Here is a 20803-nt window from a genome sequence, read left to right as displayed (position 1 = left end):
TCTGCTATGTTCGGAAACTCCGAACATGCTCTTCTGGGGAGACCACCGATCGTGTCGCTGAAACTACGTTCCGCACCGCCCTGGGCCGTACTGGTGGCCTGCTGCACGGCCCAGTTCATGGTCATCCTGGATGTGACGATCGTGAACGTCGCGCTGCCGCAGATGCGCGACGCCCTGGGCCTGAGCACCAACGGACTGCAGTGGGTCGTCAACGCCTACACGCTGACCTTCGCCGGCTTCCTGATGCTGGGCGGCCGAGCGGCCGACCTGTGGGGCCGGCGGCGGATCTTCCTGATCGGCCTGGTCCTGTTCACCGTCTGCAGCCTGATAGGGGGCCTGGCCCAGAACGGCGCCTGGCTCATCACCGCCCGCGCCGCGCAGGGGATCGGCGGCGCCATCCTCGCGCCCGCCACCCTTTCCCTGCTGACCAGCCGATTCACCGACCCGCACGAACGGCGCAGGGCCCTCGGCGCCTGGTCCATCACCTCCGCCAGCGGCGCGGCCGTCGGAGTCCTGGTGGGAGGCATACTCACCGACCTGCTGGACTGGCGCTGGGTCCTGTTCGTCAACGTCCCGATCGGGGCAGCGGTGGTGGCCCTGGCGCTGCTGGCGATGGCCGAATCCCGCCCGGACGGGGCCAAGCCGCGACTCGACGTCCTCGGCGCCCTGACCGTCACCTCGGGCCTCGCGGTCCTCGTCTACGGCATAGTCGGCACCACCAGCCACCCCTGGGGCTCGGCGCAGACCCTGATCACCCTGGCGGTGGGAGCGGCGCTGCTCACCGTGTTCGCGATCACCGAGACCCGGATCGCGGCAAACCCGCTCGTACCCTTCTCCGTCTTCAAACGGCGCTCACTCACCGTCGTGAACGCGGTGACCCTGTCCATCGGCGCCGCCAACTTCGGCACCTACTACTTCCTCTCGCTCTACCTCCAGCAGGTCCAGAAATACTCCCCGCTCCAGGCCGGACTCGACTTCCTGCCCGTCGGCCTCAGCGCCTTCACCGGCGCGCTGATCGGCACCCGGCTGGTCGTCCGCCTCGGGGTCCGCAACCAGCTCATCCTCGGCACCGCCGTGGCGGCGTCCGGCCTCATCTGGATCGCCGCGACGGTCGCGCCCGGGCAGTCCTACCTGGGGAACCTGCTCATTCCGCTGATCCTGTTCGGCGGCGGGATCGGTCTGTCCTTCACCCCGATGGCCATGGGCGCCACCCAAGGAGTACCGCCGGACCAGGCCGGACTGGCCTCCGGACTGATCAACGCCACCCGGCAGGTCGGCGGAGCGATCGGCCTCGCTGCCATGGCCACCGCGGCGTCGAGCGTGACGAGCCGGCACACCGCCTCCGCCGGCATCCCCCGCGCCCTGACCGACGGCTACGCGCTGGCCTTCCTCATCGCCGGCCTCGGCCTGGTAGCGGGGATGCTGCTTGCCTTCGCGCTCCCCTCGGCGTCCGGGCAAAAGCACGGGACGGAGCGGGCGCAGGCCGCGCCCGACACCCGGAAGGCCGTGTCGGCGAGAGCGCGCCGCTGAAACCAGGGGCTGCGCGGCCTTCACCTGCCCACCGCGTAAGGCCGCTCCCGGCTGGAGCGTGTGAATGGCGCCGCCTGCGGGCCAGGGGTCAGTGGGCTTCCGTCAAGGTCGCTGGTCGGCCCGGGGCCGGGTTCCGCGCAGCAGGGCGACGGCGCAGGCGGCGGCCAGCAGCACGGCCGGCAGTGTGCTGTCGAGCGTCAGGACGGCGGAAGGCTCGGTGACGGCGAGTGCGGCCGCGAGGATGCCGGTGGGGACCAGGTAGACCCCGGCCGCGATCGTCCACCGTGAGTCGCCGATCGCCACCGTGGCCCGTAGCGCGAACAGCAGGAAGCCCACCGCGGCGACGACCGGCAACACCGACAGGGCGGTGAGCGCGGCGGGGGCGGTGATGTGCTGATGGCCCGGCTGCGGCCAAGTGGGCTCCAGCGCCCTGGTGCAGGCGGTGAACGCGGCCTGGAGCAGCGAGATCGTGAGCCACCACCACGACCGCCGGCGCAGCGGACCGCGGGTCCGCCCGGTCACGGCGAGGACCGCGGCACCCACCGCGATCACCCAGGTCTCCAACACACCCGGCCAGATCCAGCAGTCGCCGCCCCCCGACCTCGCCTGGACCCCGACCACTGCGGAGGAGAACATCTCCTCACCGAAATAGGCCGTGCCCATGTTCACCACCCACGCCTGAGACGTCACGACCGCCCCCTGAACCGCCGCCAGCACCGCCGCAGCGCCCATCCGGCCGAGCAGTAGCGAAACCACGATCAGCACGGGGGCCAGCTGCATCAGCCACGACCACTGGACGGCCAGTTGCGACCCGGCCTGCATCAGGGCCAGCAGCAGGACGCCGAGCCGCAGACCGGCCGCCCACGCCGGGACCGGGTCCAGCCGGGTGCGCAGGCGGGTGACCAGCCCGGCGTCCAGCAGGCCGGCGGACTCGCGCAGTGACGGCAGCCGCCGCGACGGGTACGCCTCCAGCAGCGTGCCGATCAGTTCGCCGCCGTGGCGCTCGCGGTACGGCGCGGGATAGCCGAGCAGCATCACCCGGTACCACCGCTCCGTCCAGTCCCGCCCGTCCGGCTGACAGTCCGTCATGCGATCACCGCTCCCCCCGCGGCCGCAGCCGGTCCGGTGCCGCGCACCGGGCGCTTCGACGCCGCTGTCCGCCCCGTCACCACAGCCGCGGCGGCGGCCAGCCGCCCGGCCTCCTCCTCGACAGACGCGCGTCCCAGAGCCGTGATCCGGAAGTAGCGCCGCGGCCGACCCGCGACGACCTCCTCGCGGTCGACCTCGATCAGCCCGCCGTCCGTCATCCTGTCCAACGCCCCGTACAGGGTGCCGACGGCGAGGTCGACCCGGCCCCCGGACTGCTCCTGCGTCCGCTTGATGACCGCATAGCCGTGCAACGGCCCGTCCAGCAGCGCCGCGAGGATGAAGTAGGTGGCCTCGCTCATCACGCTCCGTCGTCTTCTCACGCCTCGACCATATATCGACTGTCGAAGTATGTGAAGCGGTCCGGGCGGGAGCGGCGGGGCGGGGCGGGGCGGGCGAGGCATCCATGTCCGCCCCTCCACCGGCGGGGCCGTCGGTGGGCTTCTGAAGCACCCTGAGTGCAGCCAGGTCATTCACGGGTCATATAAATGATTCTCACAAGAACCGCTCAGTCCTGTGCGGTCCAAATGATGGAGCATCATGAGAATGCGCATCACGGCACCGGTCCTCGTCGGTGCCCTGGCTCTGGGCGCACTGGCCGCACCGGCGGCCTTCGCGGCCGGCGCCGCGCCGACGATCGACAAGGTGTCCGTCCCCTCGCTGGTCTTCAGCCCGCAGGGGACCGACACCTTCACCTTCTCCTCGACGGTCTCCAGCGCTTCCGGCATCAAGAGCGTCCAGCTGCTGCCCTGGCCGAAGTTCCTGGAGACCGAGTTGGGCTACACGCCGGCGGCGGCCGACGTCAAGGACCCGTCCAACCCGAAGGTGACCTGCAAGGCGTCCTCCGCGACCACCTCGGTGTGCACCGACAGCGAACCGCTCAACGCGCACACCGACTTGGCGGACAACGCCGCGGCCGGCGGCTGGTACGCCGCCGTCCTGGTGACCGCCAAGGACGGCACCACCACCTTCAACGCGAAGGCCACCTCCTTCTCCTTCCGCCGCCAGAGCGTGGTGACGGTGGACGCCGCCCCCGAGCCGGTGAAGAAGAACGCCACCCTCACCGTCACCGGTCACCTCAGCCTCGCCGACTGGTCCACGGGTGCGTGGCGCCGCTACGGAGCGCAGACCGTACAGCTCCAGTTCCGCGCGTCCACGGCCACCGCCTACACGACGCTCAAGTCGGTCAAGACGTCGTCCACCGGTGAGCTGAAGACCACGGTCAAGGCGACCGCCTCCGGCTTCTTCCGCTACGTCTACGCCGGCAACAGCCTCGTCGCGCCGTCCACCGCCGCCGTCGACGGTGTCGCGGTCAAGTAGCCGCCCCCGCAGGACGACCGCCGGCAGGCGGCGGGCACCTCTCCGGAGGCCGCCCGCCGCCTGTCGGCTTGTTCGCCAGGAAGTCGGACCCGGGTGAGTGAGGCGAGGCTGCCAGCCAAGGGGACTGTCGCGCCACGGATCCGGGCATTCTTCGACGGGGCCCGGGCCGCAGCCGGGCCGCCGGCCGGAGGTTAGTTGACGACGGTGAGGTGGACCTGGTTGGACAGGACGCCGCCGGCGTTGGTGCGCATAGTCTTCTCGCCCGTGTACCTGAAGGAGTCGAGAAGCGGCCCGTAAGTGCCGTTGGCCTTGGTCTTGACGGTCTTCCCGGCCACGTTCTGCCAGGTGCCGCCGATGAGCTGCTGGAGCTGCACCGTCGTGCCGGTGGTGAGACCCGAAGTGCTGCCGGAGTAGGTGACGTTCTTGCCCACCTGAATCCTGATGGGCGTCACCTGGAGGTTGTTGGTCGCGGCCTGGGCGTTGTGGTGGGCGGCCGGGCCGGCGGTCGCGTGGGCGGTCGCCGCCGCGCCGACGCCGCCGCCGGCGAGCAGCGCGGCCGACACCGCGCCGACGGCGATCCCGCGCCGCACCCGGTGGCCGAATGCACGAATCATGGTGTATTCCTCCCAAGGGGCATGTCCACTACGGGAAGTTATTTCCCATACGCGAGGCTAGGACGTATTGAGAGTCCCCCGGCCGCTCGGAAGGAAATGCGAACCCTAAACCGCCCGGACGGCCCAACTCGGCGAGTGCCTACGCGAGGCCCCGGCAGTTGCTGACCGCACGGCGGCCGTTCCCATCCGCCGGCGCATGTAGGGGAAGCGGATGATCTGCATAGGGTGTGGGCATGCCGCTGAGTCATGTGGTTCTCTCGTCCGGTCGTTCCATCGACCTCACCGAGCTGCGGATGTCCTCGACCTACGGGGGGATGCTGGCGGGCTACCCGTCCAAGCGCATCAACGACATGAAGGTCGGCGGCCTCCAGCAGGAGGCCGAACGTGCCTTTCCTTCCCGGCCGGTTCACCTCGTCCCGCCCTCCCGCGAGTACCCGGACCAGACGGCCGGCGTCTTCGGCCCGGTCGAGGTGCTGCCGCCCGTCGCATGCATCGGTGTCTTCGTCTCGACAGCGGTCGCCCCCGAACTCGACCCGGTGCTGCACCGCTCAGCCCTCACCGTGATCTGGTTCCAGCCCGTCCCGGAAGTCCCGTCGGGCGAGCACACCGATCCGGCGCTTCGCAGCATCCACTGGGAGCAACTGGCCCAGGACTACGAGCTCTAGCGACGCCCGCCGATCGGCCCGGTGGCCCTCGGGCCCCACGCGATCGCACTCCGCGCGTCGTCCAGAGATCGGGCTACGGGGCAATCGCATCGGCGTCCGCATCGCCCGCAAGAGAGTCGAGTCCAGCGATCAGTTAGGGCGTCGACGTCGGGTCATCGAACGCACCATGTCCTCGCTGACCGGCTACCGCCGTCTCAACCACCGCTACGAACGCCACCCCTGCAACTACCTGGCCTTCCTCGGTCTCGCTGCTTCCCTCTGCTGCTACAAGCGACTCGTCCGACTCGCCACATAGGACACGGTCCGGAGCTCTTTCCGGAATTTCGGCAGGTCAGAGCGTTTTCTGACGCTTCATCATGCGCTCTGCGTCACAAATACGCCGCTCGCTCCGAGCCGAAATCTGAGGTGCTGTCAGGTTGCTCAGTGTCGTTCAGTCACCCGGTATTCGTACCCCTGCCAGTGCTCTGGCAGTCCCTGGCCTGGGCCGGCGTTGGGGGCGTGAAGGTGTGCGGTCGGGCACACGTGCTTTCCGGTTGCGCTGGGTGACCTTGGTTTCCGCTGGCAGCAGGGGGACACCGGCGGGTCGGGGTTGGGCCGTTCGGGGGGTGGTGTGGATGGCGGCTGCGGGTGGTGGGAAGTCCTGCCTCCTCGATGTGAGGGGAATGGGCATGGTGCAGCAGCTGGTGCAGGGCGGGTTGGCTGGGGCGGGTGGCGGGCTGGTGATCGGCCGCCAGCAGCAGCGTCAGTTCCGGCATGACGTGCCGGTGGATCGCGACCGGGGTGTGACTGCGGTGGCGGGGGAGTTCGGTGCGGAGCGGGCGCGGGCGCCGGGGGCGAGTCTGCTGTCGGCCGGGCATGCGGTCCCGGCTCTTCCGGGGGCGGGGGCGGGACAGCATGCCCACCCCCGGAAGGTTTCCCGGGTTCGGTCGTGGCTCAGCTGATGTTGCTGAGCTGGTCCCAGCCGCCGGTGGCGATCGTCGCGGGTTTTCCGGCCGTGCCGTCGAATTCAGTGGTGCTGGGGGTGGTGCTGCCGAGTTGGTCGACGAGGGACCCGGTGGTGGTGACGGCGATGAGGTCGGGTGCGCCGCCGCCGCTGATGTCGCCGACGCTGATGATCAGCGGGTACGTACTGGCCGGGTAGTTGGCGCCGATCTGGGTGGGGGTGGCGAGTGCGACTTTGCCGGTCGTGGTGTTGAGGGTGGTGGCGTAGGAGCTGAGGCTTCCGGTGGTGTTGTTGCGTGCCCACAGGGGGGCGAGGCCGTTGTCGGCGGGGGTGTTGCCGGGGGTGATGACGGTGCTGCTGTCCCATCCACTGCTGCCGAGGAGCTGGGGTGTGCCGAGTTGGCCGGAGGTACTGGTGCCGGGGAAGAACCAGAGCTGGTTCCCGGTCTCTTCGGTGACGAGGTCGGGAAGGCCGTCGTCGTTCATATCGCCGGGGGCGAGCAGTTGCCGGACCGAGGACCAGTTGCTCGCGTATCCGGTGCAGGTGGTGACGGTGGTGCTGCAGACCGGGCGGGTGAAGGTGGCCCGGTTGTCCGCGGAGTAGTACTGGTTGTCGTGGCCGGCGGTGCCGACGAGGGTGTTGAAGTTGTTGAAGTAGAGATAGAGCTGGTGGTTGGTGCCCAGGGCCCACAGATCGTCGGTTTTGGTGCCGGATGCCGAGCGTTGGAGTGTGGAGCGGTGGGCGGTGATGGCGCCGGTCCAGGAGCCGTCGGTGTTGGGGCCGTCCGTGCTGTTGGAGGCGATGGCGCCGGCCGGGCTGGTGGTGTTGGTGGTGTAGTAGCGCAGGCCCGGGTTGCTGGGGTAGGAGCCCGCGGCGGGTACGCCGGCGATGTCGGGCAGTCCGTCCACTCCGTTGATGTCACCTGGTGTGACGTGGGCGCTGGGGTTGTCTGGGATGTAGAAGCTGTAGCAGACGGCTCCGGATTCGTTGCCTGCCTGGTCGACGGCCGCGATGTTGAGGAAGTAGCTGCCCCAGCTGGTGGGTGTGATGGTCAGAGCTCCGGCGGAGGAGAGGTGGGTGCCGCCGTCCCCGGCGAGGTCGGAGGCGGCGCCGAGGGTCCAGTCGAAGTGGTCCAGGCCGCTGCCGCTGTCGGTGGCCCGCAGGGTGAGGTGGTCGGCGGTGCCGGCCTGGGCCAGAGTGCCGCCGTCGGTGCAGGAGCCGCCGGTGGTGCCGGTGCCGTTGATGGACACGCCAGTGGGGGCTTGGGCGTCGTAGCGGAAGTGGCAGGAGTAGCTGGGGGCGGAGACGGCGAGGCCGTCGTTGCCGCGCAGCTCGTAGCCGTAGGTGTGGCCGTTGATGAGTTTGCTCACGGGTACGCGTTTGAGGGCGGTGCTGCCGGAGGCTTGCCAGTTGGTGTCGGCGTTGCTGTCCAGGGTTCCGGCGCTGGGATTGGCGGCCGCGCCCATGACGATGAGGTCGGTGCCGTCGGCGTCCCACAGGGCGAACTGGCCGTAAAGCACTTGGTCGTTGGAGACGCCGTTGGTGGCATCGGGGTCGCTGATGACGCCGGACAGGATGACGTTGCCGCCGGAGCCGCCGTTGGAGATCCAGCCCCAGTCGCCGGTGGTGTTGCACCCGTAGTTGGGCTGGCCGGGAGCGTCCTGGGGGATGGGGGTGGATCCGATGTGGTCGGGGATGCTGGGGGCTGTGTCGTACAGGTAGCTGAGTTTCGCGGTTTTGGCGAAGCGCTTGAAGGCGGCGCTGGTGTTCTCGTCGCCTCGGAGTTCGAGGGTGATGGTGCCGTCGCCGTCGGCGGTCACTGCGGGGGTGACGTCGAAGGTGGTGGGGGTGGCGCCGGCGCAGCCGGTGTTGTAGGCGCCGCCGATGTACTGGGTGTCGAGGAAGTTGGCGGTGGCGCCGGAGTAGTTGTTCCAGGTGGTGCCGGAATCGATGTGGGGAGCGGTGGAGTATGCCTGCACGGCGTGGGTCTCGCAGCCGAGGCTGGCGACGAAGGTCTCATCCAGGCTGAGGACCGCGTTGTGGATGATCTTGGAGTCGAGCGCGGTGCCGACGTTGAACTGGTAGATGCTGCGTTCGATGCCGGTCGGCGACTCGTAGCCCTGGTAGCCGACGCCGGTGCCCTGGGAGTCGTAAGTGGTGTTCGCGTCGAAGTTGGAGGTGCCGGCGTGGCCGGACTGGATGTAGGTGTAGTCGGCGCTGTTGCGGGAGCCGTATATCCAGGTCGGTGTGGTGTCGGGGTCGATGTACACCGGGAACGTGGTGTCGGCGCTGTTGAGCAGGCTGGCGGACGGGGTGAGCTGCACGCTGTTGTCCGCGACGCGGACGGCCACCGGGGCGACCTGGGCGCCCGAGGCGGGACCGTCGTCGGCCGGAGACGCTTCCGTTTCCGTTGCCAGGGCACCGCCCTTGAGCGACTGCGGAGTGTTTGCGCTGTTGGTGGAATCCCACATGACCGGTGCGGGGGCGTGGAATATCAGGGTGCCGTTGTCATCAGTGGCGGACAGATTGCCGGCACTGTCGGCGGACAGTGTCACCCCCGTGCTGGTGGTTGCCAGGTTGAGGGTCTGCAGGGCGGGGTTCTGGGCGCCCTGGGCGGTTTTGACGATGATCGTGTCGCTGAATCCGCCCTGTGCGTCGGCCTGGACCGAGAGATCCACGTCTGGCAGGACGTTGGTGTACAAGGCGGTCGAACCGGTCACCGTTGGAGTGGGCAGCAACGTCGGCCAGGAGAAGGCGAGTTGCTTGCCCGCGTCGTCCATCGCGGCCAGCGGCACGGTCCCGCCGCCGGACAGTGTGAGCGTCGCGCTGGTGGCCGCGGTCGAATAGGTGCCGTCGGTGTTGCGGTGCAATGTCGGATCCAGGGGAATCCAGGATCCGTCTTTCTGCACTCGCTGCGGGGAAGCGCTGATGTCCTGGGTGAAGGTGCCGTCCGGATTCGCTGTCAACAGGGAATAGGGATCGGTCGCGTAATCCACCTGTACGGGCTGGCCGGTCGACTTGGCTTGTGTGCCAGCCGTTATTTCCGCGGTTTGCAGAGGCCCGGGTGATACGGCTGGCGCGTCGTCGGCTTGTGCTGGAATTGCGGCTGCGAAAAGCGAGGCCGTCATTCCGGTTGCGGTGATGACGCCGGTCAGCCAGCGCATGCGCCGGCTGCGTGGTGGGTTCATGAGGGTCACGGTTCCGTTTTCGATCCAGAGGCGGACAAGAGCCCCCCGGACGGTAGTTCGCCGTCAGGAGCGGCGACAAGGTGGTTCTTCCAACGGTCAATGGAATATTGCGGGCATTTGCCATAATAAGGGTCGTGATCATTCCAAAGGTGATCTCCACGATTTTTGTGGATACATTGCTGTGGAATCAATCTCCCCATACGGATTCTTTGCTTTTTCATGGCTCTGCACAGAGGCTGGAGGCCTTAGCGTCAGCTCGCCATTGGGGTGGGAGGACCGCGTGGAAACGCGGTCGGTGGAGGGTTTGCGATGAGTCGCCATCAGCGTGTCGCCAGATGTTTGAAACATGTTTCCTGTGCCGTCGTTCTGGCGGTGATTTCGGCGATGCTGGGGACTACTGGTGCCGTGGCGGAGGTACAGCCGCCGCTGTGGTCTCCGGGCCCGCTGCCGGCTCAGCCGTCGGTCGCGGTCGTCCAGCCCAGTGCTGCGACAGCCCCGGTGCAGCAGCCCGCGGCTCTGCGCGCGGCCCTGGCGGCCAAGCCCGCCGCGCACTCGGCACCGGCTCCTGTCGTCTGGCCCAGCGCCGCGGCCGGAGACATCCAGCTCACGCATGCCGCAGTGACCACTGACTTGCCCGGGTCCTCGATGGTGTCCCGCACGAGCAGCCGCCTGACCACCAGCGGTCCGGTCACCGCACCCCAGGCCGCGGCGACCACGCCGGCTCACGCAGCCGGCCTGCCGGTCACCATCGGCCCCGCCGGAAGCTTGGACGGAAAAGTCCTGCCGCCGACAGCGGCCGTTCGCGCCGCCCGTACCGCCAACACGGCGGCGGCGACCCCCCAGGCGGTGCATGCCGCGGTCGCCTCACACGCAGTAGCCCAGCGCGCGGGTGTTGACGGCCTGCTGGTATCGCTGTCCCGCACCGACGCCAGCGGCCGCGCCGAGCGGGTGTCCGTAGCCGTGGACTATTCGCAGATCAAGGACGCTTTCGGCGCGGGCTACGGTGAGCGGCTGCGCCTGACGGCGTATCCGGGCTGCATCCTGACCACCCCCCAGGTGGCGTCGTGCCGGACCGGCACCCCGGTGCCCGCCTCCGCCAATGACACGGCCCACCAGCAACTGGTCGGCGATGTCGCCCTCCCGCCGACCGCAGCTCCGGCGGACCTGCCGGACGCGGCCGGCACCGCGCCGGCCTCAGGGAAGGCCGCTGCGGCTTCGGCCGTTGTGGTGCTGGCGGCGACACCGGACGCGTCGGGCTCCTCCGGCAGCTTCGCGGCAACCCCGCTGTCGTCGTCGGCGAAGTGGGGCGCTTCGGGTTCAACGGGCGCGTTCACCTACTCCTACCCGATCGCCGTGCCGCCCGCCCTGGGCGGGGCTGCGCCGAACCTGGCCCTCACGTACAACTCGCAGGACGCCGACGGGCGTACCTCGCAGACCAACAATCAGGGTTCCTGGGCGGGTGACGGGTGGACCCTGTGGTCGGGATCGGTGACCCGCTCCTACCGCACGTGCGCGGACGACGGCGAGGCCAGCACGGATCAGGAGCAGTGCTGGGCCGGTGACAATGCCAGCATCACCTTGAACGGCGCCAGCCACGAACTGGTTCCCGTCAGCGCCCCGGATGCCAACGGCCTCGTTGCCAACTGGCGGTTCGCCGACGATGACGGCTCGACCGTCCAGGAGGTCCAGCACGCCGACAACGGCGTCATCTTCGGCACCTACTGGCAGGTCACCGACCGCACTGGCACCGTCTTCCTGTTCGGCGCCGATCACCTGCCCGCCGCCCAGGGCGGCACCGGCACCGACGCCTCCACGCAAAGCGCCTGGGGCGCCCCGGTCTACGGCAATGACGCGGGCGAGCCCTGCCATGCCAGCACTCTGGACGCCTCCTACTGCACCACGGGCTGGCAGTGGAACCTCGACTTCACCATCGATCCCCACCAGAACATCACCGTCTACAACTACGCGGCCGAGACCAACTACTACGGCCGTGGCACCGCGCACACCCCCAAGGCATACACCCGCGGCGGCTCGCTCACGTCGATCACCTACGGTCAGCACGTCAGCGACTACACCGCCGGCCACAATCCGGCTGCGAAGGTCAACTTCGCCTTGGCGCCTGATGGCCGCTGTGACCCCACCGGCTTCACCTGCGCTGGCGCCACCTTGTCCACGGCCAACGCGGGACACTGGCCCGACGTCCCGTTCGACCAGAACTGCGGCTCCGCCTCGTGCTCCAACTACGCGCCGAGTTTCTGGACCAACGACCGGCTCATCACCATCAGCACCCAGGTGTGGGACAGCGGCCTGAGCACGCCGGGCTACCGGCCGGTGGACACCTACGCGCTGAGCAACGCGGACTTCCCCGACCCGGGTGACGGCACCACCGGCGTCAACAACTCCGCCACGCCCAAGGCGATGTGGCTGGCCAACATCGTGCACACCGGAAACGACACCGGCGGCGGCGGGGCCGCTGTCACGGAGAACCCGGTGAAGTTCGGGGGCGCCTTCTACGCCAACCGGGTGCCGGGGCTGATCCAGCCGGCTGTCACGCCACTCACTCGGCGGCGGATGACGGTGATCGTCACCCAGACCGGCGCCAGCATCGCGGTCTCGTACAAGAACGACAGCTGCAGCCGTACCAGTCCGCCGTCGGAGGACAACGACCACACCACCTGCTATCCGGTGCGCTGGACGCCCACCGGGTATGCCGCACCGATTCTTGACTGGTTCAACAAATACCTGGTTGGTGAGGTCGACGTCTCCGACAACTCCACCACCAAGTCGCCGCCCCAGGTGACCACGTACGACTACCTGCAAAACGGGGCGGCCTGGCATCACGACGACGACGAGATCATCGCCGCCAAGTACCGCACCTGGGACCAGTGGCGGGGTTACTCACAGGTCACCACGCACACCGGGGCCACTCCCGACCCGATCACCGAGTCCACCACCTCGTATTTGCAGGGCATGGACGGTGACCTCAACGCCGACGGCACCCACAAGTCCGTCAGTGTCACCCCTGCCCGGGGCGCTGCCATCGTCGACCGCGACGCTTGGTCCGGTGACGCGTACCAGACCGTCACCTACGACCACGACGGGGGCGATCCGCGCAGTCGCGTCGTCACTGTCCCCTGGATCTCGCCGGCCACGGCCAGCCACACCCGCGCCGGCGGCCTGCCTGAACAGGACGCCTACTACACGGACACCGCCGCCACCTACACCATGACCTGGATCAGCGGCTCGACGTGGCGAACCGCCGGCACCTTCAGCACCTTCGACGACGCGACCGGACTGGTCAAGACCGACGACGACCGCGGCGAGATCGACTCCTCAGACCAGCCGGTGACGGGCGGCACCACCCCGGAGAAGTGCACCCGCACTACCTACGCGACCACACCCTCCGGTGGCGCCACCGGACTGCCTGCGGAGGTGGTCGACGTCACCGGCGGGTGCGGCAGCGCTGTGGACGCCGCGCACACGGTCTCCGACGTCCGGACGTACTACGACCACTCCGCCACCCTGGGGCAGGTACCGGCAGCGGGAGACGCCACCGGGGTCAAGGCGTTGAAGAACTTCCTCGGCACAGGCGGCGCAGCCCAGTGGACAGCGCTGACCGACACCGTCTACGACAGCTACGGCCGCATCACCTCCGCGACCGACGCGATGAAGCGCACCAGCAGTACGGCTTACCTGCCGGCGAACTCCATCGCCCTGCCCACCCTGATCACGGTCACCAACCCCCTGGGCTGGCAGTCGAGCACCACCATCGACGTCGCCCGGGGCATCGCACGCAGCGAGTTCGATCCGAACAACAAGGTCGCCACTCAGACCTCCGACGGCCTCGGGCGGCTGACCCAGAGCTGGTCGGCGCAGCACCCCAAGTCCGCGAACGCCTCCACGCCGAACGTGCAGTACACGTACAACGTCTCCGCCACCGGGCCATCGTGGGTGGAGACCCAGACCTTGCGTGAGGCCCTGACCTACCAGCCCGACTACAAGATCTACGACTCGCTGCTGCAGCTGCGCGAGGAGCAGACCACCACCGCGGACGACACTGCCGGCGCACGGTTGATCTCGGCGACCTTCTACGACTCGCTCGGACGCACGGTCGCAGCCGACGCCTCCTTCTTCAACGCCGGTGCCGCGCCCAGTTCCACCTTCGTCCTGCCCGTTGACGCGCAGGTGCCCAGCGAGATGCTGACCGCGTACGACGGCATGGGCCGGGTGACCACGGCGACGCAGGAATACAACTCCGTCCCGCAGAGCACCACCACGACCGCGTACCCGGCGGGCAACGAGACCGACGTCACCCCGCCCACCGGCGGTACTCCGACCGCGACGATCACCGACGCGAGAGGGCAGAACACCGAGGTCCGGCAGTTCCACGCGGCCACCCCGGCCGGTGCCTACGACGCGACGCACTACGCGTATGACGCGGCCGGCCGGCAGACCGCCCTGACCGACTCCTCGGCCAACACCTGGACGAGGAGCTACGACCAGCTCGGCGACGCGGTCAGGACCACCGACCCGGACACCGGCACAACGCTCACCGCCTACGACGATGACAAGGAAGTCGCCGAGACCACCGATGCCCTGCACGCGCCGTCCGGCGGCATCACCACCAGCTACGACGACCTCGGCCGGGTCACCAACACCTACGCGATACCGGCCGCGGGTGGCACCTCCGTCCACCTGACGCAAACCGACTACGATCCCTCCGGCGCGCTCGGCCAGGTCGCCGACACCATCAGTTACGACAGCGCGGGCCGCAAGTGGACGCAGGCCGTCACCGGATACACAGCGGACTACCTGCCCACCGGATCGACCACGACCATCCCGGCCGGGGCGGTCGGCAACAGCGCCGCCATCGCCTACACCACCGGTGCCACGTATACGCCGGTCACCCGCAACCCCGACACCACCTCGCTGCCCGCCGCCGGCCCGATGGCCGCGGAGAACATCGGCCACAGCTACGACGACAACGGCCTGACCCTCAGCGTCGGCGGCAAGGACACCTATCTGGCGGCGATGGAGTACACGCACCTGGGGCAGCCGCTGCGCGCCCACATGGGCGTGACCCCCACCCAGATCGACGAGACATACAACTGGGAAGCGTCCACCGGGCGGCTGCTCAACGACGCGCTGGACATGCAGACCGGCGCCACTCCGGTCGACAGCACCAGCTACACCTACAACCCCGCCGGGCAGACCACCTCCATCAGCGACGTCCAGGACGCCGGGGGCACCGCGAAGACCGACACCCAGTGCTTCACCTACGACTACCTGCAGCGCATCACCCAGGCATGGACCGACACCGGCGGCACCACCACCGCGCCGCTGCCCTCCATCCAGGGCCAGGGCGGCTGCAACCACACCACACCCACCACCGCGAACCTCGGGGGCCCGGACCCGTACTGGCAGGCCTTCGGCTACGACGCCACCGGCAACCGCGTCACCGCCACCGACCACTCGCCGACCGGCGGCACCAGCCAGGACACCACCACCACCGAGGCCTATCCGACCACCTCCGGCGCGGCCCACCCGCACGCCGTGACCACCGCCACCACCACCGGCAACGGGGGCGGCAAGCAGACCTTCAGCTATGACGCCGTGGGCAACACCACGGAGATCAAGCAGGACTCGGGCAACAAGGTCCTGGCCTCCGGCGCCACCCTGGCCTCCGGCGCGAGCATGGTCAGCGACAGCGTCCGGCTGACCATGCAGACCGACGGCAACCTCGTCATGTACTCGCTGAAGTCGGGCCAGGCGCTGTGGGCCAGCAACACAGCCGGCCACCCTGGCGCGGTCGCCACCATGGGCACCGACGGCAACCTCACCGTCCACACCGCCACCGGCACTGTCCTGTGGTCGACCGGTACCTCGGCAGCCGGATCATTCGCCCAGCTGCAGGACGACGGCCAGCTCATCGTCTTCAACACCAGCTCGGTGTCCCAGTGGAAGACACCGACGTTCACCGCCAGCCGGGCAGCCGACGACATCACATTCGCCTACGACGACAACGGGCGCCTGGTCACGTCCACCCAGCCCGGCACCAGCGGCACGGCCACCACGACCTACCACTACGACGCCGCCGGCACGCTCCTCGCCCGCACCGACGTGGACACCGGCACCAGCACCACCACGCTGTTCCTCGGCGACGACCAGCTCACCCTGGACTCCACCGGTACCCCGACCGCGGACACCCGCTACTACGACATCGACGGCGCCCCAACCGCGGTCCGCACCGCCACCACCGGCAGCTCGGCAACCCCGCTGCACTTCGAGGCCTCCGACCCGAACGGCACCGCGACCACCGACATCACGGCCGACAACACAACGGTCACCCGCCGCGCCTACACTCCCTTCGGCCAGGACCGCACCACCGGCGGCAACCCCGCCACCTGGCCAGGCGACCAGGGCTACGTCGGCGGCACCCCCGACCCCACCACCGGCCTGACCAACCTCGGCGCCCGCGAATACGACCCCACCCTCGGCCGCTTCCTGTCCGTCGACCCCCAACTCGACATCACCGACACCCAGTCCCTCAACGGTTACGCCTACGCCGACAACACCCCCATCGACGGCTCCGACCCCACCGGGCTCGGCCTCGAATGCGGCGCCGGCACCGGCGACGACAGCAGCTGCGGCACCGCGGTCACGCACGCCGACGGCTCAACTTGCCACAGCCAATGCGACGGCGACCCCCGCCAAGGCCTCGTCGAAGACCCCAATAACAACAACAGCGACAACGGCAGTGACAGCGGTAGCAGCACGAACACCGGCTCTTCCCACAAACACAGCGGCGGCGGAAGCAGCTTGGTACCAGGATTCGTCCGCCACGCCGTGCAGGCAACAGTCAACGGAGCCGGCAGGGTCGGCAAAACCGCATACCACCTCAGCGGCGCCTCCGACGTTGTCGGCTGCCTGACGGGTCCGACCGTCGGCGGATGCGCCGCCGCCGGATTCACCGTGCTGGCCGTCGTAGGCACAGGCGGCGAAGCCGAACTCGAAATCGTCGCAGCCCGCGAAGCCGACACCATCGCCGAGAAGACCGCAGCCGAAGACGCCGCCAAAATCCTGTGCAAGAACAGCTTCGCCCCCGACACCCCCGTCCTCCTCGGCAACGGCAAGACCAAGCCCATCAGCAAGATCCAGCAGGGCGACAAAGTCGAATCAGCCGACCCCGAGACCGGCCGGAACGCCGGCAGCCGCACCGTCACCGCGACCATCGTCAACCACGACAACAACCTCACCGACGTCATGGTGAAAACCACCTCCGGCCATCTGAGCATCCTGCACACCACCACCGAACACCCCTTCTGGGACGACACCACCCACACCTGGGTCCCCGCCGCCCACCTCACCCCCGGCCACGCCCTCGAAACCGCCAGCAACACCCACGTCTACGTCAAAGCCGTCCACACCATCCCCGGCGCGGCCAACAGGTACAACCTCACCGTCAACCAACTCCACACGTACTATGTACTCGCCGGTGACACTCCGGTCCTCGTCCATAACTCGAATGGGCTTTGTGGAGTAACCTCTGCTATTCACGATGACCCGTATCTCGTGAAGGCGGCGGAAGCGGCCGGAAAGAATCAGCGAATCCAGAAGGAAATGGACGAACTGGTCGTGCAGTTCCGGGGTGGCAACACGAACCCTGGCCTCGGCAATAAGTCCCTTGCCGGAACGGACATTTCCTATCTGCGAGGACGCAATGGTGGACGCGTCTTCTTCCGGAACACCGATAGTGGCATGCAGATCGTCGGCAAGGCCGATAAATCGAATGAGTCCAAGGTCATCAGTCGCCTCATGGATATGTACGGAAACTAGGTATGTACGAGATCAGCGAAGAAGGCATGACTCTCCAGGTGGAACTGGGTGAGGATGCGCCAGACGAGGTCGAGAACGCCGATGGTTGGATCGTGCTCCCTGGTGGGGAAAGGTGGTCTGTGACCTTCTTGACGTACCTAGAGTTGGGGCGCATCCTGGATAGGTGGCAGGCGACTGGTGAATGTCTTAACGGATCGTACTTCGCCTGCCCTGATTTGGTGTTGACTCGCCGTCCGGGAGTCCGTGAAATGCTCGCAGCAGTGCGGGAAATGGTTGCTAACGGCGACCATGAAATATCCCTCAGGCGAGTCGAGTAACTGCGGTACTAAGCACTCGGTTCGTGATCACTTTTCACGGGCAGGGCCTTTCTCGCGGAAAGGAGCAGCCCCACCGAAGAGGACCTTCGGTGGGGCTGCTGGCATATCTGACGGCAGTAGTTGACGGCAGCATCAGCGGACGGGTGCTGCACGAAGTGGTGGTTCGTCGCCGTCGTCGGGTCGGATAACGGGCTGGGCGGGATCGCGGAGGGCGTCGCTGAGGAGATCGATGGCGTCGCGCTGGAGGCGGAGCCGGACGTGGGCGAAACCGTTGCGGTCACGTTGATGTGGGCGTGGCCGAGCAGTTCCTTGATGACGACGAGTTCGACACCCTGGTTCGAGGAGAAGGGCGGCGGCCGAGTGCCGCAGATCATGGAAGCGGATGCGGCGGAGCCCGGCCTTGCGGAGCAGGGTGTTGAAGTGCCTGTGGGGCTCAAAAACACGAATCGTCGCCTGGTTCTGTAGCCCGTCGCTGTGAGGAACCCAGAGCCCAGGTCCCTGAGCAGCGGTTCTTCCTCGTCTGGGATCATGTTGCGTGATCTTGTCCACGGTGTACGCCGTCACCCGCCGTCTGCTGTCGCTGTCGGCGTTGCTGCTGCGGCGTGACATTGCCAAGGACGCGGAGTTGTTGGTGCTGCGGCATGAGAACGCGGTCCTGCGCCGGCAGGTTCCGCGCGTGCGCTACGAACCCGCCGACCGCATGTGGTTCGCCGCGCTCTCGCACCTGATGCCGCGCCGCCGCTGGGCCCAGGTCTTCCCGATGACCCCCGCCACTCTGCTGGCCTGGCACCGCACACTCGTAGCGAAGAAATGGGACTACAGTCAGCGACGCCGACCCGGACGCCCTCCGACGGACCCCGCGGTCAAAGCCCTGGTTTTGCGCATGGCTGCCGACAACCCGGGATGGGGCCACCGGCGCATCCACGGCGAGCTCACCTGCCTCGGCCACCGGATAGCGACCTCCACCGTGTGGAACATCCTGAACCAGGCCGGCGTCGATCCCGCCCCGCGGCGTTCCGGACCGACCTGGAAGCAGTTCCTCACAGCCCAAGCGCAGCACATCGTCGCCGTCGACTTCTTGCATGTCGACACCGTCAACCTCAAACGCATCTACGCCCTGGTCATGCTCGAACAACGCAGCCGCCGTGCCCACCTGCTCGGCGTCGCCGCCAACCCCACCGGGCCATCGACAACCCAGGCTGCCCGCAACTTTCTCATGGACACCGACATGGACACCCCGAACCGGAAGTTCCTGATCCGCAACTGCGGCAGCCAGTTCACCGACGCCTTCGACGCCGTCTTCACCGACGTCGGCCTGCGCGTCGTGAAAAGCCCGCCCCAGGCCCCGAAAGCGAACGCACACTGCGAACGGTTCATCGGCACCCTACGCCGCGAACTCCTCGATCAAACGCTCATCCTCAACGAACGGCACCTGCGCCGAACCCTCACCAGCTACCTGGAGCACTACAACGAGCACCGGCCTCACCGCGCCCTGAACCAGCTCTGCCCATCACAAACCGAAACCGGACCACCACGCCCCATCGACCTCGCCGAGCACCGAGTCCACCGCACAGCAGTTCTCGGCGGACTCATCAACGAGTACCAGATCGCCAGTTGACACCACCAAGAACCCGCAGATCAGAGGCCGGATCCTATATTTGAGCCCCACAGGATGCGGTCCGCAGAGCGTCCTGGCGACGAGGAAGTACAGTCGTCACGCGACCGCTGGCCGCTTGATTTGCGGCGATGGCAACGCCGAGTCTGCTCAATGGAGATTTGTAAGGTTCTCGCGCCGAAAAGAGCAAAGGTCGGAAGACCGTGTGTCTTTTGGCAGGTTCAAGAAAGGCTCTGACCGGCATTTCTGCTGGTCAGAGCCTTGATTCCGGAGTGCCCCCGGCAGGATTCGAACCTGCGCACACGGCTCCGGAGGCCGTGACAGTCCCAGATGTTTCCGCAGGTCAGATGACTATCTGACGGGCCGTTGAGTCCGCCACGCCACAAATGCGCCACGCGCTCCGACCTGAAAAATGACTACCCATCAGGTGTCTGCTGCGAACCTCGCGCTGGAAATAATTGTGCACCCCCGCGGCGTTGCATCATGCCGATGATCACGGTGTGAAGGATCGCAGGAGGGCGCATTTGAAGCTGTTCACGCTGGGTGACGGGAACGCTGTCGAGATCGTGCCGCATGCGCTGGAGTACGAGCGGGATCTGCAGGGGCTGGTCGAGGCGAACATGGAGGCGCTGCTGGGGGTGCGCTTCCTGGCGTCGGAGTACAGCACGGGGCCGGTGCACGGCGGTCGGATCGATTCGCTGCGGATCGACGAGAACGGTGCTCCGGTGGTGGTGGAGTACAAGCGCGGGCGTGACCCCGGGGTGATCACCCAGGGGCTGTTCTACCTGGCGTGGCTGACCGATCACCGGGCGGAGTTCGAGGCCCTGGTCCGCGACCGGCTCGGGGTTCCGGCCGCGTCCCAGGTGCTGTGGAGCGCGCCCAGGCTGATCTGCGTGGCGGAGGACTTCACCCGCTACGACCGGCACGCGGTCCGCGAGATCCGCCGCTGCATCGACCTGGTCCGCTACCGCTTCTTCGGCAGCGGCCTGCTCGGCCTTGAGCCGGTCGTCACCTCCGCGCCCCGCGACCGCGGACCGGGTGCGGGCGCCGGTCGTGCCGGGCGCATGCCGAAGGCGCAGCGCGCCGGCGGTGCGATCGGTGAGCTGCGAGGAGCCCTGGACGACGTGCTGGTGGCTATGAGCGAGGACGTGCGGCGGATCGAGCGCAAGCAGTACCGGGCCTACCGGCGGCTGCGGAACTTCGCCTGCGTCGGACGGGACCAGCGCAGCGAGGTCGTCGTTTACCTCAAGGCCGACCCCAAGATCGTTGACCTCGTGCCCGGCTTCACGCGCGATGTGAGCGTCCTGGGCCATCATGGAACGGGGGCCCTGGAGCTGCGTCTGCGTACCGAGAAGGACCTGGAGCGCGCGGGCGATCTGCTGCGGCTCAGCTACGCAGCGGCGTAGCAGGGCCGGATGCCGTGGGTGGTTGTGCGGGGTGCCGGCTCCGGTGCTGCCACACCGGAGCCGGCTTTTTCCCACTCGGCCGCCCTCTGGCCGATCGCCCGGCGCAGCGGGGTTGGGGCCCGCTCCGCCGCGAAGAGCGCGGAGAGTCTTCTCTCAGCTTGTCTTTTATGGTCAGAAATCGAACCCGGCGTCGCTCGTGGTTGCTGTGACGGCTTGAACTGTG

12 protein-coding genes and 2 pseudogenes are annotated in these 20803 nt (G+C 68.0%); 9 read left to right on the top strand and 5 right to left on the bottom strand.

Translation table 11 applies throughout. The features are described from left to right. Nucleotides 1–51 precede the first annotated feature (51 nt). Entirely contained in the window at nucleotides 52–1530 is a 1479-nt protein-coding gene (locus ACFO3J_RS12760) for an MFS transporter (protein ID WP_386429240.1), read from the top strand. A 102-nt stretch (nucleotides 1531–1632) separates the two neighbouring features. On the opposite strand, the gene ACFO3J_RS12755 is transcribed toward ACFO3J_RS12760, so the two are convergent. Together ACFO3J_RS12755 and ACFO3J_RS12750 are read right to left on the bottom strand one after the other, a co-directional pair. Continuing rightward, nucleotides 1633–2619 (bottom strand): hypothetical protein, encoded by a 987-nt coding sequence (locus ACFO3J_RS12755; protein WP_386429238.1) that lies wholly within the window; start codon nucleotides 2617–2619, stop codon nucleotides 1633–1635. Next, nucleotides 2616–2999 carry a PadR family transcriptional regulator gene (locus ACFO3J_RS12750; RefSeq protein WP_386429237.1) on the bottom strand — a complete coding sequence of 128 codons (384 nt, stop codon included), beginning with the start codon at nucleotides 2997–2999 and terminating at the stop codon, nucleotides 2616–2618. The genes ACFO3J_RS12755 and ACFO3J_RS12750 overlap by 4 nt, the downstream gene beginning before the upstream one ends. Before the next feature lie 223 nt (nucleotides 3000–3222). Here ACFO3J_RS12750 and ACFO3J_RS12745 point away from each other — a divergent pair, with 223 nt between their 5' ends. Then, on the top strand, nucleotides 3223–3996 hold the full coding sequence (locus ACFO3J_RS12745; RefSeq protein WP_386429236.1) for a DUF5707 domain-containing protein: 774 nt from the start codon (nucleotides 3223–3225) through the stop codon (nucleotides 3994–3996). A gap of 191 nt (nucleotides 3997–4187) precedes the next feature. Here ACFO3J_RS12745 and ACFO3J_RS12740 read toward each other — a convergent pair whose 3' ends face one another. Beyond that, nucleotides 4188–4610, bottom strand: coding sequence for a hypothetical protein (locus tag ACFO3J_RS12740; RefSeq protein ID WP_386429234.1), 423 nt, complete (start codon nucleotides 4608–4610; stop codon nucleotides 4188–4190). A gap of 233 nt (nucleotides 4611–4843) precedes the next feature. On the opposite strand from ACFO3J_RS12740, the gene ACFO3J_RS12735 reads away from it, so the two are divergent. From ACFO3J_RS12735 to ACFO3J_RS12725, 3 genes and pseudogenes are all read left to right on the top strand, one after another. Then, a complete protein-coding gene (locus ACFO3J_RS12735) occupies nucleotides 4844–5275 on the top strand; it encodes a hypothetical protein (protein ID WP_386429232.1) in 432 nt (143 codons plus the stop codon). Nucleotides 5276–5348: 73 nt separating this feature from the next. Continuing rightward, nucleotides 5349–5570 (top strand): annotated as a pseudogene (locus tag ACFO3J_RS12730) (IS5/IS1182 family transposase); the annotation flags it as partial. A 373-nt stretch (nucleotides 5571–5943) separates the two neighbouring features. Continuing rightward, a complete protein-coding gene (locus ACFO3J_RS12725; protein WP_386429231.1) occupies nucleotides 5944–6216 on the top strand; it encodes a hypothetical protein in 273 nt (90 codons plus the stop codon). Here the strand turns inward: ACFO3J_RS12725 and ACFO3J_RS12720 are convergent. Next, nucleotides 6209–9184 (bottom strand): hypothetical protein, encoded by a 2976-nt coding sequence (locus ACFO3J_RS12720; RefSeq protein ID WP_386429229.1) that lies wholly within the window; start codon nucleotides 9182–9184, stop codon nucleotides 6209–6211. The two genes, ACFO3J_RS12725 and ACFO3J_RS12720, sit on opposite strands and share 8 nt — an antisense overlap. Nucleotides 9185–10024: 840 nt before the next feature. On the opposite strand from ACFO3J_RS12720, the gene ACFO3J_RS12715 reads away from it, so the two are divergent. Both ACFO3J_RS12715 and ACFO3J_RS12710 read left to right on the top strand, forming a co-directional pair. Further along, nucleotides 10025–17242 (top strand): polymorphic toxin-type HINT domain-containing protein, encoded by a 7218-nt coding sequence (locus ACFO3J_RS12715; protein ID WP_386429228.1) that lies wholly within the window; start codon nucleotides 10025–10027, stop codon nucleotides 17240–17242. 2 nt (nucleotides 17243–17244) lie between these two features. Then, nucleotides 17245–17559: a hypothetical protein gene (locus ACFO3J_RS12710; RefSeq protein WP_386429226.1), complete on the top strand. Its 315-nt coding sequence runs from the start codon at nucleotides 17245–17247 to the stop codon at nucleotides 17557–17559. A gap of 132 nt (nucleotides 17560–17691) precedes the next feature. Here ACFO3J_RS12710 and ACFO3J_RS12705 read toward each other — a convergent pair. Continuing rightward, nucleotides 17692–17985, bottom strand: a pseudogene (locus tag ACFO3J_RS12705) (tyrosine-type recombinase/integrase); the annotation flags it as partial. A gap of 124 nt (nucleotides 17986–18109) precedes the next feature. Between ACFO3J_RS12705 and ACFO3J_RS12700 the strand changes: the two are divergent. Together ACFO3J_RS12700 and ACFO3J_RS12695 are read left to right on the top strand one after the other, a co-directional pair. Beyond that, nucleotides 18110–19177, top strand: coding sequence for an integrase core domain-containing protein (locus ACFO3J_RS12700; protein ID WP_386429224.1), 1068 nt, complete (start codon nucleotides 18110–18112; stop codon nucleotides 19175–19177). 521 nt (nucleotides 19178–19698) lie between these two features. Further along, nucleotides 19699–20580: a DUF5655 domain-containing protein gene (locus tag ACFO3J_RS12695; protein WP_386429222.1), complete on the top strand. Its 882-nt coding sequence runs from the start codon at nucleotides 19699–19701 to the stop codon at nucleotides 20578–20580. Nucleotides 20581–20803 lie beyond the last annotated feature (223 nt).

The sequence above is a fragment of the Streptomyces polygonati genome (assembly GCF_042650325.1).
Taxonomy (GTDB): domain Bacteria; phylum Actinomycetota; class Actinomycetes; order Streptomycetales; family Streptomycetaceae; genus Actinacidiphila; species Actinacidiphila polygonati.
Note: the sequence above shows the minus strand (reverse complement) of the source record. Positions and strands in the feature narration are given on the sequence as shown.

Excerpts from the sequence above, each read along its gene's own strand:
- ACFO3J_RS12735 (WP_386429232.1), top strand. The coding sequence starts at position 4,844 with ATGCCGCTGAGTCATGTGGTTCTCTCGTCCGGTCGTTCCATCGACCTC.
- ACFO3J_RS12710 (WP_386429226.1), top strand. The coding sequence starts at position 17,245 with ATGTACGAGATCAGCGAAGAAGGCATGACTCTCCAGGTGGAACTGGGT.
- ACFO3J_RS12755 (WP_386429238.1), bottom strand. The coding sequence starts at position 2,619 with ATGACGGACTGTCAGCCGGACGGGCGGGACTGGACGGAGCGGTGGTAC.
- ACFO3J_RS12740 (WP_386429234.1), bottom strand. The coding sequence starts at position 4,610 with ATGATTCGTGCATTCGGCCACCGGGTGCGGCGCGGGATCGCCGTCGGC.
- ACFO3J_RS12725 (WP_386429231.1), top strand. The coding sequence starts at position 5,944 with ATGGTGCAGCAGCTGGTGCAGGGCGGGTTGGCTGGGGCGGGTGGCGGG.
- ACFO3J_RS12745 (WP_386429236.1), top strand. The coding sequence starts at position 3,223 with ATGCGCATCACGGCACCGGTCCTCGTCGGTGCCCTGGCTCTGGGCGCA.